Source organism: Veillonella sp. 20925_1_51, from assembly GCF_041431445.1.
Classification (GTDB): Bacteria; Bacillota; Negativicutes; order Veillonellales; family Veillonellaceae; genus Veillonella; species Veillonella nakazawae.
In genome coordinates this window covers 209,407-229,390 of record NZ_JAPVXT010000002.1, presented here as the reverse complement: position 1 = coordinate 229,390, position 19,984 = coordinate 209,407, and the positions used below count along the sequence as shown (strand labels likewise).

Genomic DNA, 19,984 nt, shown 5'->3' with positions numbered 1-19,984 from the left:
ATGAGTTCTCTTTTTTCTATTGTTAAAATCCGAACGATAGTGTAAAATGAATGGGTGTTATTTCGAGGTTTGATGTAGGAGACATTATGACAGATCAAAAACAAATGAATACGGTCGATAGTATGTTGCCAATACCACAGCTCTTTGCCTTTGGTTTACAACACGTACTGGCCATGTATGCAGGTGCCGTTGCTGTACCTATTATTGTGGCACAGGCCATGAACTTACCTATGGAAGATTTGATTCGATTAATTACGGCGGACTTATTTACCTGCGGTATTGCCACATTAATCCAAACATTAGGTTTTGGTAAAATTGGTGGACGTATTCCGATGATCCAAGGTGTTACCTTTGCTTCTGTTGGACCTATGGCCATGATTGGCGCTCAGCATGGTATGACTGCTATTTATGGTGCTATTATCGTAGCCGGTTTATTTACCTTTTTGATAGCGCCATTCTTCAGTCGTCTTATTCGCTTATTCCCACCTGTAGTTACAGGTACAATTATTACCATTATCGGTATTAACTTGATGCCAGTTGCTATTAATTGGATGGGTGGCGGTGTAGGTAATCCTCAATTTGGTAGTTTTACCAATATTGGACTAGGATTTCTTACCTTCTTAATCGTCGTATTTGTTTATAAATTTGCCAAAGGATTCTTTAGTAATCTTTCTGTACTAATTGGTTTGATTGCAGGTACAGCGATTGCGTTTGCCATGGGTGTTACAAACTTTGATGAAGTTGGTCATTCCCACTGGATTGCGTTTATTGAGCCTTTCTATTTCGGGTTACCAACCTTTGATTGGGCGTCTGTACTTTCCATGATTATCGTAATGCTCGTAGTTATGGTAGAAACAACTGGTGATAGTATCGCTATTGGTGAAATCGTAGATAAGCCAATTGGTCGTAAAGAACTTGCTTCTATTATTCGTGCTGATGGGGTATCTACAATTATTGGTGGTATTCTTAATAGCTTCCCTTATACAGCATTCGCTCAAAACGTTGGTCTTATTGCCGTAACAGGTGTTAAGAGCCGCTTTGTTGTAGCTGCATCGGGTGTAATCTTGATTTTATTGGGGTTATTCCCTAAATTAGCGGCTATCGTAGCTAGCATTCCGAATGCCGTGTTGGGTGGTGCTGGTATTGCCATGTTCGGCATGATCGTTGCTAGCGGTATTCGTTCCTTAGGCAAGGTTAGCTTTGAAGGCAATCATAATTTAATGCTCGTAGCTATCAGTATTGGTGTAGCTATGATTCCAATTGCAGCGCCAAACTTTTATGCTAATTTCCCTGCGTGGGCACAAATTATTTTAAAATCTGGCATCACTTTCGGTAGTATTATGGCAATATTGCTTAATTTACTACTTAATGGTGTTAATCGTGGTGACGAAATTAAAGAAATGGGTCGTCGATAAAAATTACTAAAAAAGAACTCTGTTCCTTGGAGCAGAGTTCTTTTTTAGTGATTAAATTCACAGGAAATTTGTGTGAATACTATGCTATAATAGATAGATAATTGTAGAATAATTTTGTGATGCTTTCAGTAACATGAAAATTATAAAAATGACTGCAATTACATGTTGAAATAAAGTTATGTATATATGGTATGTTCCCATAAGAAGGGAAGGGTTACATGGCAGACGGAAAAATTATTGCTATCTCCATTAGTGAGAGAAAAGGGCAAAAGAAACATAATATTGAATCCGCTAATCTTATCGTAGATCATGGTATGGAAGGTGATGCGCACGCAGGCAATTGGCATCGTCAAATCAGCTTGCTTGGTATTGCAAGCATCGATCATATGCGTGCCCAAGGAGCGGATGTAAAACCTGGTGATTTTGCAGAAAATATCACTGTTGAAGGTATGGTGCTTTACGAATTGGCTGTAGGCACACAATTACGAGTTGGTAAGGATGTAATTCTTGAAATTACTCAAATTGGTAAGGAATGTCATCATGGCTGTGAAATCATGAAACAAGTAGGATCTTGTATCATGCCTACACAAGGCATCTTTGGCAAAGTCCTTAAAAATGGTACGATTCACGTAGGTGATGAAGTATCTATTATCAAATAACTTAGTCGGATAAACGAGGTGTGTTATGAAAGACGCATGGGGCCGTACAATTGAATATGTACGTCTGTCATTGACAGATGCGTGTAATTTTTGTTGTCCCTATTGTCGACCTGCTGAAATTACACCTCAAAGTCAGACACAATTATTATCAGTTGATGAATGGATGACTATTTTAGGTGCCTTCCATCGTATCGGCGTGAAAGCGGTACGTTTAACTGGTGGCGAGCCATTACTATATCCTCATATTGAAGAGCTTTTAACTCGTATCAAGGATACTGGTTGGTTTGAAGATATATCTATGACTACTAATGGTAGCTTGCTTGCATCTCGAGCACAACGATTGAAAAAACTTGGTTTGAATCGAGTGAATATCAGTCTAGATTCTCTTGAAAGTGATGCCTTTGCCACTTGTGTAGGTAAAGAGGGGCAGCTAGATTCCGTATTAGATGGTATTCGCAGTGCTATTAGCGAGAATTTTAAATCAGTAAAGATTAATACCGTATTATCTCGCCATTGGTCTGATGATGAAGTTAAATCTTTATTACAGTATGTAGAAAAGTGGCCTGTTGTATGGCGTTTTATTGAATATATGCCATTCCAAGGCGATGCGTTCCATGGTCCAACCTTTGATGAATGGAAGGCTCAATTAGAACGTGTTAGTGGAGGTCCGCTTACAGAAGTACATTCCGTTTATGGCTTTGGCCCTGCTACGTATTTAGCGCTACCAAGTGGAAAGGCTGTAGGATTCATCTTTTCTATGTCTCATAGCTACTGCGATACATGTAATCGCGTTCGTCTTACATCGGATGGGCAAATGCGTTTATGCTTGTTGCGTGATGATGAGGCTGATCTTGTATCTCTTGTGCGCAATGGTGCGACCGAGGAAGATTTAGCTTTGCATATTGAACGTGCATTGCAGCGAAAGCAAGAACGTCATGATGGCGTAGGTATGGAACAACCAGAACGTCCTATGTGGCGCATTGGAGGATAATATGGGATTTTTTGATTTTCTAAAACCAAGATCAAAGGAACATATTGAAGAATGTTGGCCTGGTGGCAAGATGCTTCAAGTCCATATAGAATACGATACAAAATCTGCTGTCATTACCTACAAGGGACGTTATGGATTGCAATTTAATGTGCCAAAGGCTGATGTGACAAACATTATTATTAAAGAGGTAAGTCGTACGCATAGTGTTCTTCAACTATATAGTGGTGCTGACTGCGTAGGGACTAGTGATATTCTCCCTACGGAGGCTTGTAATACGATGAAGGATTGGCTAGGACGATATTGATGTATATGTTTTATAGGAATGTAATAAATATTCTTTACATTCCTATAAAATAGGCATATAATTAGTCGTGTCATGGACCACTAGCTCAGCTGGCAGAGCACCTGACTCTTAATCAGGGTGTCCAGGGTTCGAACCCCTGGTGGTCCACCAAAATAAACCCGCACTACTGTGCGGGTTTTTCTTCTATATTTTAAGTATTTGTATAATCTGCAACTACTTTATGGACGGATATGCTTCATTTACTTAATATGACGTATTTTGTAGACAATAAATGATTAAAAGCTTATTATTAATAATAATAGTTTTTATCATTAGGAGGTTCTTATGGCAGTAGATGTTTCTAGAACACAAGATGTGTATAAAGATGCTGGACAAAGTGTAAACTTTACAACATTATTATTAAATCGTAAAGATCGTGACGCTGAACTCGAAGTGATTCAAGATATGGCGGACCGCATTCAAGCTATTAAACGCTCTGTTAGCATTCGTGCAAATGGTGAAGGTTTGGGCATTGCTTTTGGTTTCAGCCGGAAAGCATGGGATTATTTATTCCCTAATGCACCTATACCAAAAGAGTTAGAAGACTTCCAGGGTATTAAAGGTGATAAACAAGACGTACCAGCTGTAGCAGCTGATTTATTCTTACATGTACGTTCCAATGATGAGTCCGTTACATATACTGTAGTGGATCAAATTATGGAGTTCTTACGTCCTATTACATCTGTAGTAGATGAAACTCATGGCTTCCATTATGAACAAGGTCGCGCCATCATTGATTTCGTAGATGGTACTGAAAACCCTGTTGGTCAAGAAGCTGTAGAGTGGGGCGTTATTGGTGATGAAGATCCTGAATTCACTAATGGTTCTTATGCATTTGCTCAAAAATATGAACACGATCTTGATGCGTGGCGTGCGCTTCCTACAGAAATGCAAGAAAAGTTCATTGGCCGTCGTAAATTCAGCGATATTGAGTTAGAAGATGATGAAAAAGATCCAGCAGCTCATAATGTAGTGGCTCAAGATAATCGCGATGATAAAGAACATAAAATCGTCCGTATGAATGTAGCATTTGCTCAACCTGGCCAAGGTGTACGCGGTACATACTTTATCGGTTATGCTCGATACTGGGATGTAACTAAAACAATGCTTACTAATATGTTTACGCAAAACGATAAATTGCTTGATTATTCCAAACCTATTACAGGTATGCTCTTCTTCATTCCATCCCTTGATACATTGGATGCTATTGCAGAAGGCGAATTATAATCCGCATAGCTAGTTTATGCATGATTTATATGGTTTGTGATGCTCAGTTTTGTTAGCAGCATATAATTTGAGTGAAAATACCATATAAATTCTATAGAAGCGCTCCTTTTAGGGGCGCTTTTATGCTATAATAAATCTATTAAACTCGTAAAATCCATTGTAGTTATGAATGAGGTATTCCATGAATTATACTAGCACCCGCGGTACCGTTGCGGTAAATGAAACATATGCATTGTTGCACGGCTTAGCAGAGGATGGTGGTCTATATGTACCATCTTTATTCCCTACAAACTGCTTAACTTACAATGATGTGAAAGATAAAAACTATCAAGAGGTAGCAGCTATTGTATTATCTAAGTTGTTCCCATGCTTCTCTGAAGCTCATTTAAATGAAATGATCAACTCTGCGTACTCTGATTCTAATTTCAGTACTCGTGATATTGCACCATTACATTCCTTATTAGAAAAGGTTTCTGTATTGGAATTGTTCCACGGCCGTACACAAGCTTTCAAAGATATGGCATTGTCCTTATTCCCATATCTATTGGTGGCGGCAAAAGAAGCAGAAGGTGAGAAAAAAGAGGTTCTTATCTTAACGGCTACATCTGGTGATACTGGTAAAGCCGCACTGGAAGGCTTTAAAGATGTACCTGGTACACATATCCAAGTATTCTACCCAACAGATGGTGTAAGCCCTATGCAAGCAGAACAAATGCAAAAGCAAGAAGGGAATAACGTTAACGTAACGGCTATTCATGGTAACTTTGACGATGCTCAACAATTCTTGAAACGCTTATTCGTTGATAAGGCTACAGCAGAAGAGGTTGCAGAAAAAGGTGTGATGTTCTCCAGTGCGAACTCCATTAACATCGGCCGCTTAGCACCTCAAGTGGTGTACTATGTAAATGCCTATGCTGAGCTCGTAGCACAAGGTGCTATTCACGAAGACGAAGCTTTCAACGTAGTAGTGCCAACAGGTAACTTTGGTAATATCTTGGCTGCTTACTATGCTAAAAAAATGGGTATTCCTATTGGTAAATTGATTTGTGCATCCAACCAAAACAATGTGCTTACTGATTTCTTTGAAACTGGCACATACGATATGAACCGCCCATTCTATACAACGATTTCTCCGTCCATGGATATTCTTGAATCCTCCAACTTTGAACGTTTCTTGTACTATATCTCTGGTGAAGATAGTGAACGTACCGCTGGTTGGATGAAAGATCTTAAAGCAACCGGTAAATTGACTGTCAACGAAGAAGAGTTCTGTCGTGTTAAAGCTAATTTCGCAGGTGCCTACGTTGATGATGAAGAAACAAAAGCCATCATTGAACAAGTGTACAACTCCTATGGTTATGTAATGGACCCTCATACGGCGGTAGCTATGGGTGCATACATGAAGGAATTAGAAAAACATCCTGAAGATGGTGCACGCCATACAATTATTGCGTCTACTGCACATCCATTTAAATTCCCTACAGCCATTTGCGAGGCTTTAGATATCAAAGTGGGTGACACACCGTATGAAAGCTTAGATAATATTTCTGCTGTAACGGGTGTAGCATTCCCTAAACAATTGGAAGCTTTGAAATCTAAACCATTGCGTTTTACAAAAGCAATCGATAAAGAGGATATGAAACAAGAAATTCTTGATTTTGTAGATACATTCTCTAAATAATATGATGCCGCCTTTCATTAGAAGGGCGGCATATATTTTGGCTTTGTAAACTATGTATCTCCTGTATATCGGATTGCTTATATAGATAATACAGGACAGTAACTATGTAGTAACATTATAGTAGAAGTGTATAGGGAGGTAGTATGGCTAAAAAAGGCCTTATGTACGCATTGTTATCGGCTCTTTTGTTGAGTACGATGAATTTATTCGTAAAGATGCTTGGCTCTAATATTCCTTCTGGGGAAATTGCCTTTTTCCGTGGCTTATTTGGTACTGTAGCGGTTCTTATCGTTATGTATACCCAAGGCATCCGATTCTCTAAAGAAGATAGAGGACATCTACTAATGCGCGGTTTATACGGCGGCTTTGGAATGGTTTGTAACTTTATTGCCTTAGTGCATTTAAAGTTATCTGATGCAACGATTTTATTTCAAACATCAGGTATATTTGTATTGATATTTAGCGCCTTATTTCTTAAAGAACGGGTACCTAAAGGGGCTGGAAAATGGCTTCTTTTGATCTTTGTAGCTGTAATGGTTATGGTAAATCCATTTAGCTTTACTGGCTTTACTTGGTTTGCCTTAGTAGCTATTTTAGGGGCTGCTTTATCTGCGGCTGCGTATACAACGATTCGCCTTATATCTAAGCGAGGTAAACATAGTAATTTCGAAATTATGGCGTATTTTATGATTACAGGTATGATTGCAGGGCTTGTTACAACTGACAAACTCGTTATGCCTCAAGGCACAGATTGGCTTATCATCTTGGCGATTGGTGGTATTAGTGTAGTGGCTCAGTTCTTCTTGACTGGTGCCTTTGTTACAACTAACGCTGTAGTGGCTCAATTTCTACAATATGTTGGCGTATTCATTAGTTCCTTCTATGGATTCCTGTTCTTTGGTGAAAGCTTATCCATCGAAACCGTTGGGGCTGGTATTGCTATGTTTGTGTCCTCTGTTATGCTAGCACGCCTTAAAGAGCAAAGTGGTCCTTTGCGTGAAGGCAAGGTTATAGAGGATAAAATTAAATAAATGTCGAATATATACAATATCAAACGTTGTATGACAGTGGGGGTGCTGATCACATTCGTGATTGGCACCTTTTTACATATAGGTGCGAAAAATATCTGAGATAATGATGTATAGGGTTGTTATTAAAAATATACTAGGGCTCTTTCATTTTGAAAGTAGCTACAGGAGGAGGGGCTATGTATATAAAATGGATGCATATTGAAAACTATCGCAACTTGGCTGATGTGACCTTGAGCTTTCACAATGATATTAATTATTTCGTTGGTGAAAATGCAGTAGGTAAGTCTAATTTTTTAGATCTCTTAGAAATTGTCATGGAGTGTCACGGTTTTAATGAACATGATTTTACAGATGTACATAAACCGATTCGCATAGATTTTGAACTATCACTTGGTGAATTAAATTATAAAAGTATGTTTACCCCTAATGAGGGGCCAATTTATCGGTTACGATTAGAACAAGTGGTACAAGAGGTATATCCACGCCTGTATAGCATGACTGATAAAGGTATTGAGCCTATGGCGCTTTCTATGATTCGTCATGCTTTATATATGTGTCATCGAGATACTTCTGAACAAGAGTTGTTTACTATTCCATCCTCAGTTTATGTAGAGCTAGGAAAACTATTAGAAGACTATGTGTCTAGATTGGAAGTGGTAACCGATGATTTACAACGTAAAATCGTCAGTTTGCGTAAGGATTTAGATCCCTATTGTATGCTCAATATTCAACACCTCATAGAAGTGTTATCCACTTCATCCGCAATGGAACATAAATACTCTGCTGATAATGTGCGTTTAATTATGGCGGTGGCTCTTAAGATTTTGGCGCAAATTTATATGAAGATTAATAGTGCAACAACAAATTTAGAATCTCTTCTCGTATATGATGAAAAAGGTCGTAAGTATTTACCTATTTTTATTAGTGTCGATGAGCCAGAGTTACACTTAAGTCCGTACTTGCAACGAGCCGTGCTAAATTATTATCGCCAAATTGCAACGAATGAAAACGAAGAATTTTTGGCGTTGCTAAGAGATATATTTAACATTGATGGACTTTTAGGGCAGCTCTTTGTAGTTACTCATAGTACGGATGCGCTAGTTGACGACTATCGTCATATAATTCGTCTATACCGTGATGAGAACAATATGGTTTGTACAGCTTGTGGAGTGACCTTTAATTTTCCTAAGGAAGTAGAAAAGCACTTGATTATGCATTTCCCTGAGGCTAAACAGGCACTCTATGCACGGTGTATCATTCTTGTAGAGGGTGAAACAGAGTATGGCAGTTTTGCTGGCTTTGGGAAAAAATTAGGTGTAGATTTTGATTACTTTGGCATATGTCTTATCAATGCACGTGGTGAGTCCTCTATTAGTAAACTACAAAAACTGTTTAATCGATTTGCCATACCTACAGTCGCTCTCTATGATCGCGATGTAGAAGGGAAATATGCAAAAGCCCATAGCAATATATTCTATACAGATGAAATATGTTTTGAAATGGACTTTGTTACTCATCTATTATCCTTGCGTAAACGTTCCATTATAGATGCTATTATCAAGGATATAATCGATGATGCTAGACCAATGGTGACAAAGGATATGGCCCGACGAGGTTATGCCAAGCTAGGAATTACGAAAAAGCAAATTAGACAACGATGTTTATCAAATATTTCAGATCGCAAATTAGATGATTTACATGTCTATTATTTCTCTTGGTTCTATGCTAATAAAGGCGTTATTGTAGGGCGTCGTATCAGCCAATTCTTAGAGGCCGAAATGATACCGCCGGCATTTATTTCAGTTATAGAACGGGCTAAAGCTATTTCCTTAGGTATAAAGATATAATAGTATATATAATATAGAGCTATAAATTATTTTTTCTAATTAATAGAGTCTAACCGATGTAGGATTAGACTCTATTTTTACATATTCTAAATAAGGTTTTTGAAGAAATACACAACGATATGGTGCGAAAAGTACGTATGGTTGCTGGTTTATTACAATAATAGATAGGGATATGAAAAACTATATTAAATAATTTCGAAAAACTACATCGAAAAATATTGACATCTCTTCATCTTTCCTTTATGATTAGTACAGTTATTAACGCATTCTCAATTAAGTGTATCTAGGAGTAGTGAGAACATGAAAGATTTTTTGAACGATTTTAAAGCTTTTGCATTCAAAGGTAACATGATGGACCTTGCTATTGGTATGATTATTGGGGCTGCTTTCACAGCGTTGGTAAACTCTGTTGTAAGCAACTTGTTCATGCCTATTATCAGCTTGTTCACAGGCGGTATTGATTTCAGTAACTTGTACTTGCCATTAAATGCTGCATCTAAAGATGCATTTATGTCTGGTGCTGATATTAATACAGCTCGTGCAGTTGGTTCTGTATTGCCATACGGTACATTTATTACTGATTTGATTCAATTCTTAATCTTGGCGTTCGTTGTATTCTTGATGGTTCGCGCATTAGCTAAAATGATGAAAAACGCGAAAGAAGAAGAAGCTGCTGAAGCACCTACAACTAAAGAATGTCCATTCTGTAAAACAGAAATTCACATTGATGCAGTTAAATGTCCTAACTGTACAGCAGATTTGAAATAATTCAAATTTAAAGCTACATAAAGGGAGTAAGGCCTAGGCCTTACTCCTTTTTGTTGTATTACGCCAGCTTTCTAGTATAAAATATAAGTATATAGTAGAAATATATAATATTAACTTTAACGCGAAATTCTTGTGCGTGTATTATAAGACGCTTTTGGAGGACTTATACATATGGAAAAAAAACCTCTAGTTGTTGTAAACGGTTTAGTCCGTAAAGATGCAATTGCTTATTTAAAAGAGCACGTAGATGTGCGCCAATGGACTGAAAAGACTGTAATGCCTCGTGAGACCTTAAAGGAATGGCTCGTTGATGCGGATGGTTTGTGGTGTGTTCGCCCTTTAGATGTAGACGGTGATCTTGTAAAAAATGCACCTAATTTAAAGGTTATTGCTCAAGCAGCTGTGGGTTATGATAATGTAAAAATTGATGAATTAACGGCAGCAGGTATTCCTTATGGCAATACGCCAGGTGTTCTTAATGAAACCGTAGCAGAGCTTGCTTTTACATTGATTGCCACTGCTAGTCGTCGTATTCTGGAAAATGCTAATTTCGTAAAAGAAGGACGTTGGGCTCAAAGACCATCTAATATTAAAGGTTTTGATTTGAGTCGCCGTACCCTTGGTATTATTGGGATGGGGGCTATTGGTGTATCTATTTCTCGTCGTGCCCGTGCATTCGGTATGACTGTGGTATACCATAATCGTAATCAGCGTATTGATGACAAGATTCATAAAACTACGTATATGGAATTAGATGACTTGTTAGCTACTAGTGATGTAGTTTGTGTGATGGCTCCACTAACAGATGAAACATATCACATGTGTGATGAAGCATTCTTCAAAAAAATGAAGAATACTGCATTGTTTGTTAATGTTGGCCGTGGACCTATCGTTGATACAGATGCTTTGATTAATGCCCTAAAAACAGGTGAAATCGATTACGCAGCACTTGACGTAACTGATCCAGAGCCATTGCCAGCAGATCATCCATTATTGGATGTTGAGAACTGTCTTATCGTACCACATATTGGTTCTTATACTGATCGTACGCGTTATGATATGTCTATTTTGACGGCTGACAATATTATTGCTGGCGTTCATAAGAAACCATTAAAGACCTGTGTTAATGAAGAAGTTAACTATAAGAAACCAGAAATGGATGTAGAGTCTGCCTTAGAAGAGCTTAAAAAAGCTGGTATAGACTTAGCTGATTTCGACTAATATCACAAGACCTCAAAAGATATGCGGTATTATGCAAAATATGGTAAAATAAAAGAATATTTATCCTATGGAGGTTAGAACGTTGGAACATAAAGATATTGAAAAAACTGTAGCTCCTGAAGAAGTTGTGTCTGTTAACTTTATCGAAGCTATCATCAACAAAGATAACGAAACTGGCAAATACGGTGGTCGTGTGTTAACTCGCTTCCCGCCAGAACCAAATGGTTACTTACATATTGGTCATGCTAAATCTATTTGTCTTAACTTTGGTATTGGCAAACAGTACAATGGCTTAACAAATCTTCGTTTTGATGATACGAATCCTGCAAAAGAAGATGTTGAATACGTAAACTCCATCATGGAAGATGTAAAATGGCTCGGCTTTGATTGGGCTGATAAACCACGTTATGCATCTGACTATTTTGGTCAAATGTACGAATATGCTAAGAAATTAATTACTCTTGGCAAAGCGTATGTAGATGATCAAACGGCTGATGAAATTAAACAAACCCGTGGCGATTTCTCTACACCTGGTGTTAATAGCCCATACCGCGATCGTAGCGTAGAAGAAAACTTGAAACTCTTCGAAGAAATGAAAGATGGTCAATACGCTGATGGTGAAAAGGTATTGCGTGCAAAAATCGACATGGGCCATCCTAATATCGTTATGCGTGACCCTGTTCTTTATCGTATTGTAAATGCAGAACATCATAACACAGGCAATGAGTGGAAGATTTACCCTATGTATGACTTTGCTCATCCTATTGAAGATGCTATCGAACGTGTTACACACTCTATCTGTACTTTAGAGTTTGAAGTTCATCGTCCATTGTATGATTGGGTACTTGAGGATTGGGATGATACTGAAATTCCGCAACAAATTGAATTTGCTCGTTTAAATGTAACTAAAATGGTTATGTCCAAACGTAAATTACGTGCACTTGTGGAAGCTGGTCTCGTAGCTGGCTGGGATGATCCTCGTATGCCTACTATTTCTGGCTTGCGTCGTCGTGGTTACACGCCAGAAGCGATTCGTGATTTCTGTGATCGTATTGGCGTCGCTAAAGCAGATAGCGTTGTTGATATTGCTTTGCTTGAGTTCTGTATCCGTGAAGATTTGAAACTCAAAGCTACACGCCCTATGGTAGTTATTGATCCTGTGAAAGTTGTTATTACGAACTATCCAGAAGGTCAAACTGAACTATGCACAGTTGAAAATAATCCAGAAAATGAAGAGTTGGGTAATCGTGAAGTTGTATTCGGTCGTGAAATCTACATTGAACGCAATGACTTTATGGAAGAGCCAGTTAAGAAATTCTTCCGCTTGGCACCAGGTAAAGAAGTACGCTTAAAAGGTGCATACTTCATTACATGTACTGATGTTATCAAAGATGAAAATGGCAATATTACAGAAATACACTGTACATATGATCCAGAAACTAAGAGCGGCAGCGGTTGCACTCGTAAGGTAAAAGGTACATTGCACTGGGTTGAAGCATCTACTGCAGTAGATATTGAATCTCGCTTATATGATTATTTACTTAAAGAAGATTCCGATGGTAAAGACTTCTTGGGCAATTTCAACCATGACTCCTTACAAGTATTCCATAGTAAAGGGGAAGCATGTCTTGCTAATACTGTACCAGGAGACCATTTCCAATTCTTGCGCCAAGGTTACTTTGTAACTGATAAAGATAGTACACCAAATCATATCGTAATGAACCGTATTGTTGGTTTACGCGATAGCTGGGCTAAGGCACAAAAAAAATAATTTAGTCAGGCATATACGTTGCTAAGATAATGATAAAGAACCGCTCCACTAAGGGCGGTTCTTTACTACTGTGTTGTTACTATAATGTTGAGCGTTTGTGACATTAACATTTCATTAGAGGAGACATATGAAAAAATTAGTATTACTTGCTACTGCAGCTGCTGTATTAGTATCTGTTCCAGCAATAGGTTCTGCAGCAAACATTAAGTCCGTTTTGAATAAAAGTCAAACTGTAACATATCAAGGTGTTAAATTACCTGAAGGTGTTACAATGTATCAAAATAATCCTAAAGCACTTTTTGCAGGCGATGCAAAAAAAGATATTAAATCTGTGCTTATAGAAGCGGGTGCTACCTCTGCTAATGTATATACATTGAATATTAAAAACGAAAATGAAATGAACTATGCTGTATATGGTAATATAGTATTAGGAAAGCAATTATCTGGTCGCATGAGTGAAACTAAGCATGTCAATGCAGATCCATCTTCACTAGGTGCACTTGCTTCTGCTATTAATAAGGGGGATAGTCCAATTCTTGGTACTTTCACAGTTGTAACGCCATTAGCTAAACAAGGTAATGTATACGAAGGAATATTAAAATATAAAAGTGTAGCTAATAATAATTCTTATAATGAAGTTTTACATATTAGCCTTTTTGATGATAAGTATACTGGTCCGAATGCACGTTTTATAGCTATAAATGAAGCTGATGATGCTGCGATATTCCCTAAAGTTAAGACTTTGCTAACCGTAAAAAAATAAATAATTATTGAAAATATATATCAATTATTCTTGACAATTTTTCTCATCAAGAGTACTATGGGCATATAGGAATTATTCTCATTAGAGAAAGTTCTAACGATGTGCAACAGGCAGGTACTATTATGATGAATTCAATTGACCATATCATTGGATATCATTGTGCACCGGCAATTCGAGGTATCAAACTTTCGAACTTGGTTTCTATTCCACGGGACATGAATGAACAAATCCAATTTGTATTGACAGAATATAATAAAGAGTTCAATGAAAAAGGATTGTTCTTCTTTGAATTATGTCGCTGTAAAGCGCGTAGACTATTATTGGTATTCCGTGAGAAACAATTACGAGACTATGTACGGCAACCTGCAGTAATGACATTTTTGAAAGCCTACGGTTATCATGATCGCATGAGCATTATGGAGATGCTTGAGCACCTAAGATATCGTATGGAAGCAAGTGTTGATTTTCCACATGAAATCGGCGTATTTCTAGGTTATCCATTAAAAGATGTGAAATATTTTATTTCTCGTCGTGGCAGTGGATATCGTATGTGTGGAGAGTGGAAAGTTTACCATGATGTGGTAGATGCAAAACGCTCTTTCTTATGTTACAAAGCATGTCGTGAATTTTGTCAAACTCAATTGATGTTGGGAAAAACATTTAGTTCATTGGTCGCAAGAACGGCCTAGGAGGTACAAGATGATTGGTGTAATTTATTGGTCCGGTACAGGCAATACAGAACAAATGGCTCAAGCAGTAGCTGAAGGTATCAAAGCTGCAGGTCAAGAAGTTGAAGTGAAATCTGTTTCTGAAGTATCCGTAGATGACGCAGCAGCTTACGAAAAACTAGCTCTTGGCTGTGCTGATATGGGTGCAGAACAATTAGAAGAAGGCGAATTTGAACCATTCTACACAGAATTAGAAGCTAAATTGGGTGGTAAAAAAGTAGCAATCTTTGGCTCCTATGGTTGGGGTGGCACTTGGTTAGAAGATTGGGGCACTCGCATTAAAGACGCTGGTGGCGAATTAGTAGCTGATGGCGTGGCAATCTTGGGTGAACCTGATGATGATGGTAAAGCACAATGTGAAGAATTGGGTAAAACATTAGCAAACGCATAGTTTACTCTTAACCATTAACATAAATCCTAACAGATAACAGTATATAAAGGCTGTAATAACGATATGTCGTTATTACAGCCTTTTTTGTATGCAATAAGAAGATTATATATACTTACTATGTATATAGACGTAACTTTTTGGTAGTTATGAATGTAGGAGTATTTATAAAAAATATATATATGCATAATGACATAGCAGATTGAATTAATACATATAAAAATATAGATATACATTGATTTTTATAGAGTTTGAATAGATTTAATTATATAGATGTGATAGCATAAAGGTCATTAAAAATTTTTATAACAGCCGGTTTATATGATGGAAATCACAGGGAATGTATATGTTTATAACAATGGATGTATATGTTTGAATGTTTATAAATAACTTTAATGCATAATAGCATTGCATTTTCGTATACATAGACCTATAATTTAAGTAAGGAACCTAACAAAAAATTAGGTTGATACAAAAATAGTTAGAATTATTCTCATAATGCTGACTATATAAGCGGACTGAAGTTATTTAGACCATAAAGTTAACCGATACCGATGAGAGGGAGGTTATCTCAATGAGTACATTGGAACGGCTAAAAGTAATAGCCCATGGATTGGCCATACAATTCGGACCATCTTGTGAAGTACTAATACATGACTTACAAAGAGATCTCGATACATCACTTGTATATATAGAAAATGGTACGATAACGAATCGTCATGTTGGTGATGGTCCATCACATGTGGTTTTAGATGTACTCAACTATGATGATGGTAGTGAAGGTAGATTTGGGTATCTAACAAAAACTAAGGATGGACGGATATTAAAATCCTCTACCATGTATATCCGTGATGATAATGGCAATATTGCATACCTATTAGGAATTAATCAGGATATTACAGAGTTTGTTATGATGCATCGATCACTTGAAAGTCTTATAGGGATAGGTCAAGCTGAGACTGGCACTGTTGAAAAAATTACTACAAGTGTATCGGAACTATTAGATGATTTACTACTAGAAGCAGAACGGTTAGTTGGCAAACCTGGCCCACTCATGAATAAAGTAGAGCGACTAAAAGCTATTAGCTACTTAAATGAAAAAGGGGCATTTCTTATCTCTAAATCTTCAGAAAAGATTGCGGAGTATTTCAATATTTCTAAGTTTACTCTTTATAGTGATTTAAATACTGTAAAGGAAGAATCCTAGGAGGCAAATATGGACCGAATTCAGTGGAAACGTAATACGATGGCACCATCTAGTGACAAGTTTTTGTCCGTTATGGATGTTAGAGAAATTAAGAAAGCTAAAGCGTTTCATGAAAGTTTTCCACAGTATAGTGTAACTCCACTAGTATCGCTAGAAAAATTAGCAGATTATATCGGTGTTAATTCTCTCTTTGTAAAAGATGAATCTTACCGCTTTGGCTTAAATGCGTTTAAGGTATTAGGCGGCTCTTATGCAATGGCAAAATATGTAGCTCAACAAACTGGTAAAAATGTTGAAGATGTACCATATGATGTATTAACTTCTCCACAATTAAAAGAAGAATTCGGACAAGCTACATTCTTTACAGCTACTGATGGTAACCACGGACGTGGCGTAGCCTGGGCTGCTAATAAATTAGGTCAAAAAGCAGTAGTATTCATGCCTAAAGGCTCTACAGAATATCGTAGAAAACAAATTGAAAATGAAGGTGCTACCGTAACAATCGAAGAATTCAACTACGATGAATGTGTACGGTTAGCAACTAAAAAATCTAAAGAAGTTCCAAATGGTGTTGTAGTTCAAGATACAGCATGGGAAGGTTACGAAGAAATTCCAAACTGGATCATGCAAGGCTATGGCACAATGGCTATGGAAACGGCAAATCAGTTAGAATCTGAAAACTGTAAGGTACCAACTCATGTATTTGTACAAGCTGGTGTAGGTTCCCTAGCAGGTGCTGTAGTAGGCTATTTCACTAATTTATACAGCAATGCAACTAAGAAACCTAAATTAGTGGTTGTAGAAGCTGAAGCAGCAGCTTGCTTATATAAAGGGGCTGTAGCTGATGATGGTAATCCTCGTATCGTTGAGGGGGATTTAGAAACCATTATGGCTGGGCTTGCATGTGGCGAACCAAATACAGTTTCTTGGGATATTTTGAGAAACCATGCGGATGTATTCGTATCTGCTCCTGATTGGGTAGCAAGACTTGGTATGCGCGTTGGTGGTGCACCAATTAAAGGTGATACACCAATTACGACTGGTGAATCTGGTGCGGTTCCACTAGGTCTTGTAACGGCAATTATGACAATGCCAGAATATGAAGACTTACGCAAGGAATTAGAATTAGATGCGTCTTCAAAGGTGCTCTGCTTCTCCACTGAAGGTGATACAGACCCTGAAAGATATAAAAACATTATGTGGTATGGTGAAGATCGTTAGGAGGCATTAATTATGGATTTACAAGCAATTAAACAAGCAGCAGCAACTTATGGACCAGCGATGACCAAGTTCTTACGTGAAATCGTAGCATTCCCTGGTGAAAGTGCAGAAGAAAAAGAACACGTTCAACGCATTGAAAAAGAAATGAAAGATCTTGGCTTCGACGAAGTTGAAGTAGACCCAATGGGTAACATTCTTGGTTACATGGGTACTGGTAAAACTCTTATTGCCTTCGACGCTCATATCGATACAGTAGGTATTGGCAACCGCGATAACTGGAATTTCGATCCTTATGAAGGTTTTGAAGATGAAACACAAATCGGTGGTCGTGGTGTATCCGACCAATTAGGTGGTATCGTATCCGCTGTATACGGCGCTAAAATCATGAAAGACTTAGGTCTTTTAAGTGATAAATATCGCGTACTTGTTGTAGGTACAGTACAAGAAGAAGACTGCGATGGTCTTTGCTGGGAATACATGATTAAAGAACGCAATATTCGTCCTGAATTCGTAGTATCCACTGAACCTACTGATGGTGGTATCTACCGTGGTCAACGTGGCCGTATGGAAATCCGCGTAGACGTACAAGGCGTATCTTGCCATGGCTCCGCTCCTGAACGCGGTGACAACGCAATTTACAAAATGGCAGACATTCTTCAAGATATCCGTGACTTGAATGCTAACTCTGCTGATGAAAGCACAAAAATTAAAGGTCTTGTAAAAATGCTTGACCCTAAATTCAACCCTGACCACTACGAAGAAGCTCGCTTCTTAGGTCGCGGTACTGTAACTACTTCCCAAATCTTCTACACTTCTCCAAGCCGTTGTGCAGTAGCTGACTCTTGCGCCGTTTCCTTGGACCGTCGTATGACAGCTGGCGAAACATGGCAATCCTGCTTGGCAGAAATCGAAGCTTTACCACATGTTAAAGAATATGGTGCAAAAGTATCCATGTATGAATATGCTCGTCCATCCTGGACTGGTTTAACATATCCAATCGAATGTTACTTCCCAACTTGGGTAATCCCTAAAGATCACAAAGTAACAGAAGCTTTGGAAGAAGCATACACTAGCTTGTATGGTAACGAACGTATCGGCGCTGAAGATACAGTTGAAATGCGTAAAGCTCGCCCATTGACTGATAAATGGACATTCTCCACTAACGGCGTATCCATCATGGGCCGTAATGGTATCCCTTGCATCGGCTTCGGTCCTGGCGCAGAAGCACAAGCACATGCTCCTAACGAAATTACATGGAAACAAGACCTTGTAACATGTGCGGCTGTATATGCATTATTGCCATCCGTATACTGTAAAGACTAATATCACATAAATTGGATTAGATCTCTTTAAAACGGAAATCATTAGAACATAGTTCATAACTACAAATTTAATACGGTACCTCACCATTTGATGAGGTATCGTATAAAGTTAGATCCTAAGTAGCCCTTTAGGGAATTGAAAGAGAGGACTTATATATGACAGACTTCAATAAAAGTATTGAAACTTTAAAAGACTTAGACGTTAGCAAAATGTACGGCGAAGATTTCTTCCTTACATGGGAAAAATCTGAAGATGAATTAAAAGGTGTTTGGGCAGTAGCAGATGCATTACGAGCTCTTAGAGAACGCAATATCTCCACTAAAGTATTCGACAGTGGCCTTGGTATTTCTTTATTCCGCGATAATTCTACAAGAACTCGTTTCTCCTTCGCTTCTGCGTGTAACTTGTTAGGTCTTGAAGTTCAAGATTTGGATGAAGGTAAATCCCAAATTGCTCACGGTGAAACAGTTCGTGAAACAGCGAATATGATCTCCTTCATGGCTGACGTTATCGGTATCCGTGATGATATGTACATCGGTAAAGGTAATGCTTACATGCATCAAGTATCTGATGCAGTTAAAGAAGGTCATGAAGATGGCGTATTAGAACAACGTCCTACACTTGTAAACTTACAATGTGATATCGACCATCCAACACAAATTATGGCTGATGCGGCTCATATCATCAAAGAATTCGGTGGTGTAGAAAATCTTAAAGGCAAAAAAATTGCTATGACTTGGGCTTACTCTCCATCTTATGGTAAACCTTTATCCGTACCTCAAGGTGCTATTGGTTTATTCACTCGTTTAGGTATGGAAGTTGTATTAGCACATCCTGAAGGCTATGAAGTAATGCCAGAAGTTGAAGAAATTGCTAAGAAACAAGCTGAAGAAAGCGGCGGTTCCTTCCGTAGAACTAACGACATGAAGGATGCTTTCAAAGATGCAGACATCGTATATCCTAAGAGCTGGGCTCCATTTGGTGCGATGGAAAAACGTACGAAATTGTATGGCGAAAACGACCATGAAGGCATTAAAGCATTAGAAAAAGTTCTTCTTGAAGAAAATGGTAAACATAAAGATTGGGCATGTACTGAAGAGATGATGAGTCTCACTAAAGACGGTAAAGCTCTTTACTTACATTGCTTACCAGCAGATATTACAGGTGTAAGTTGTGAAGAAGGCGAAGTAGACGCAACAGTATTCGATCGCTATCGCGTACCTCTTTATAAAGAAGCAAGCTACAAACCATATGTTATTGCAGCTATGATCTTCTTAAGCAAATTTAAGAATCCTGTAGAAACCTTAAAAGAATTAGAACGGAAGGGAACTGACCGAGTTCAACCGTAAAGTAAACTTTAGGGGCCATCCGTGTTGATGGCCCCTTTTTATTCTTAATAG

General features: G+C 38.0%; 18 protein-coding genes and 1 tRNA gene. All 19 read left to right on the top strand.

The annotated features are described in order from the left end of the window. Positions 1–86 precede the first annotated feature (86 nt). The 19 genes from O3607_RS03535 (at position 87) to ygeW (ending at position 19,933) form a co-directional block, all read left to right on the top strand. Entirely contained in the window at positions 87–1,415 is a 1,329-nt protein-coding gene (locus O3607_RS03535; protein WP_105089472.1) for a nucleobase:cation symporter-2 family protein, read from the top strand. 218 nt (positions 1,416–1,633) lie between these two features. Further along, entirely contained in the window at positions 1,634–2,074 is a 441-nt protein-coding gene (locus O3607_RS03530) for an MOSC domain-containing protein (protein WP_105089471.1), read from the top strand. A 25-nt stretch (positions 2,075–2,099) separates the two neighbouring features. Next, entirely contained in the window at positions 2,100–3,065 is a 966-nt protein-coding gene (gene moaA, locus O3607_RS03525; protein ID WP_105089470.1) for a GTP 3',8-cyclase MoaA, read from the top strand. Between the two features lies 1 nt (position 3,066). Further along, a complete protein-coding gene (locus O3607_RS03520; protein ID WP_024064659.1) occupies positions 3,067–3,369 on the top strand; it encodes a hypothetical protein in 303 nt (100 codons plus the stop codon). Between the two features lie 74 nt (positions 3,370–3,443). Then, positions 3,444–3,519, top strand: a tRNA-Lys gene (locus O3607_RS03515). A gap of 174 nt (positions 3,520–3,693) precedes the next feature. After that, positions 3,694–4,635 carry a Dyp-type peroxidase gene (locus O3607_RS03510; RefSeq protein ID WP_129823206.1) on the top strand — a complete coding sequence of 314 codons (942 nt, stop codon included), beginning with the start codon at positions 3,694–3,696 and terminating at the stop codon, positions 4,633–4,635. A gap of 181 nt (positions 4,636–4,816) precedes the next feature. Next, positions 4,817–6,316, top strand: a complete 1,500-nt coding sequence (gene thrC, locus O3607_RS03505) for a threonine synthase (protein ID WP_129823205.1) — start codon at positions 4,817–4,819, stop codon at positions 6,314–6,316. A gap of 143 nt (positions 6,317–6,459) precedes the next feature. Further along, positions 6,460–7,347, top strand: a complete 888-nt coding sequence (locus O3607_RS03500) for a DMT family transporter (RefSeq protein ID WP_024064656.1) — start codon at positions 6,460–6,462, stop codon at positions 7,345–7,347. A 176-nt stretch (positions 7,348–7,523) separates the two neighbouring features. Further along, complete coding sequence (locus O3607_RS03495) at positions 7,524–9,194, top strand: ATP-dependent endonuclease (RefSeq protein WP_024064655.1); 1,671 nt, start codon at positions 7,524–7,526, stop codon at positions 9,192–9,194. A gap of 300 nt (positions 9,195–9,494) precedes the next feature. Next, positions 9,495–9,962 (top strand): large conductance mechanosensitive channel protein MscL, encoded by a 468-nt coding sequence (gene mscL / locus O3607_RS03490; RefSeq protein ID WP_105089463.1) that lies wholly within the window; start codon positions 9,495–9,497, stop codon positions 9,960–9,962. Between the two features lie 171 nt (positions 9,963–10,133). Next, positions 10,134–11,183: a D-glycerate dehydrogenase gene (locus O3607_RS03485; RefSeq protein WP_105089462.1), complete on the top strand. Its 1,050-nt coding sequence runs from the start codon at positions 10,134–10,136 to the stop codon at positions 11,181–11,183. A gap of 82 nt (positions 11,184–11,265) precedes the next feature. Continuing rightward, complete coding sequence (locus O3607_RS03480) at positions 11,266–12,954, top strand: glutamine--tRNA ligase/YqeY domain fusion protein (RefSeq protein ID WP_227283123.1); 1,689 nt, start codon at positions 11,266–11,268, stop codon at positions 12,952–12,954. 127 nt (positions 12,955–13,081) lie between these two features. After that, positions 13,082–13,717: a hypothetical protein gene (locus O3607_RS03475; RefSeq protein WP_105089460.1), complete on the top strand. Its 636-nt coding sequence runs from the start codon at positions 13,082–13,084 to the stop codon at positions 13,715–13,717. A 101-nt stretch (positions 13,718–13,818) separates the two neighbouring features. Next, positions 13,819–14,406, top strand: coding sequence for a DUF3793 family protein (locus O3607_RS03470; protein WP_060924014.1), 588 nt, complete (start codon positions 13,819–13,821; stop codon positions 14,404–14,406). A gap of 10 nt (positions 14,407–14,416) precedes the next feature. After that, positions 14,417–14,836 (top strand): flavodoxin, encoded by a 420-nt coding sequence (locus O3607_RS03465; protein ID WP_105089459.1) that lies wholly within the window; start codon positions 14,417–14,419, stop codon positions 14,834–14,836. 571 nt (positions 14,837–15,407) lie between these two features. Next, complete coding sequence (locus O3607_RS03460) at positions 15,408–16,040, top strand: transcriptional regulator (RefSeq protein ID WP_119206546.1); 633 nt, start codon at positions 15,408–15,410, stop codon at positions 16,038–16,040. Positions 16,041–16,049: 9 nt separating this feature from the next. Next, positions 16,050–17,261 carry a diaminopropionate ammonia-lyase gene (gene dpaL, locus O3607_RS03455; RefSeq protein WP_024065752.1) on the top strand — a complete coding sequence of 404 codons (1,212 nt, stop codon included), beginning with the start codon at positions 16,050–16,052 and terminating at the stop codon, positions 17,259–17,261. 12 nt (positions 17,262–17,273) lie between these two features. Next, positions 17,274–18,584 (top strand): YgeY family selenium metabolism-linked hydrolase, encoded by a 1,311-nt coding sequence (locus O3607_RS03450; protein ID WP_371443330.1) that lies wholly within the window; start codon positions 17,274–17,276, stop codon positions 18,582–18,584. Between the two features lie 155 nt (positions 18,585–18,739). Further along, positions 18,740–19,933 (top strand): knotted carbamoyltransferase YgeW, encoded by a 1,194-nt coding sequence (gene ygeW / locus O3607_RS03445; RefSeq protein WP_024065750.1) that lies wholly within the window; start codon positions 18,740–18,742, stop codon positions 19,931–19,933. Positions 19,934–19,984: the final 51 nt, after the last annotated feature.

Coding starts and splice junctions, on each gene's coding strand:
- O3607_RS03535 (WP_105089472.1), top strand. CDS start 87: ATGACAGATCAAAAACAAATGAATACGGTCGATAGTATGTTGCCAATA.
- O3607_RS03530 (WP_105089471.1), top strand. CDS start 1,634: ATGGCAGACGGAAAAATTATTGCTATCTCCATTAGTGAGAGAAAAGGG.
- moaA (WP_105089470.1), top strand. CDS start 2,100: ATGAAAGACGCATGGGGCCGTACAATTGAATATGTACGTCTGTCATTG.
- O3607_RS03520 (WP_024064659.1), top strand. CDS start 3,067: ATGGGATTTTTTGATTTTCTAAAACCAAGATCAAAGGAACATATTGAA.
- O3607_RS03510 (WP_129823206.1), top strand. CDS start 3,694: ATGGCAGTAGATGTTTCTAGAACACAAGATGTGTATAAAGATGCTGGA.
- thrC (WP_129823205.1), top strand. CDS start 4,817: ATGAATTATACTAGCACCCGCGGTACCGTTGCGGTAAATGAAACATAT.
- O3607_RS03500 (WP_024064656.1), top strand. CDS start 6,460: ATGGCTAAAAAAGGCCTTATGTACGCATTGTTATCGGCTCTTTTGTTG.
- O3607_RS03495 (WP_024064655.1), top strand. CDS start 7,524: ATGTATATAAAATGGATGCATATTGAAAACTATCGCAACTTGGCTGAT.
- mscL (WP_105089463.1), top strand. CDS start 9,495: ATGAAAGATTTTTTGAACGATTTTAAAGCTTTTGCATTCAAAGGTAAC.
- O3607_RS03485 (WP_105089462.1), top strand. CDS start 10,134: ATGGAAAAAAAACCTCTAGTTGTTGTAAACGGTTTAGTCCGTAAAGAT.
- O3607_RS03475 (WP_105089460.1), top strand. CDS start 13,082: ATGAAAAAATTAGTATTACTTGCTACTGCAGCTGCTGTATTAGTATCT.
- O3607_RS03465 (WP_105089459.1), top strand. CDS start 14,417: ATGATTGGTGTAATTTATTGGTCCGGTACAGGCAATACAGAACAAATG.
- O3607_RS03460 (WP_119206546.1), top strand. CDS start 15,408: ATGAGTACATTGGAACGGCTAAAAGTAATAGCCCATGGATTGGCCATA.
- dpaL (WP_024065752.1), top strand. CDS start 16,050: ATGGACCGAATTCAGTGGAAACGTAATACGATGGCACCATCTAGTGAC.
- O3607_RS03450 (WP_371443330.1), top strand. CDS start 17,274: ATGGATTTACAAGCAATTAAACAAGCAGCAGCAACTTATGGACCAGCG.
- ygeW (WP_024065750.1), top strand. CDS start 18,740: ATGACAGACTTCAATAAAAGTATTGAAACTTTAAAAGACTTAGACGTT.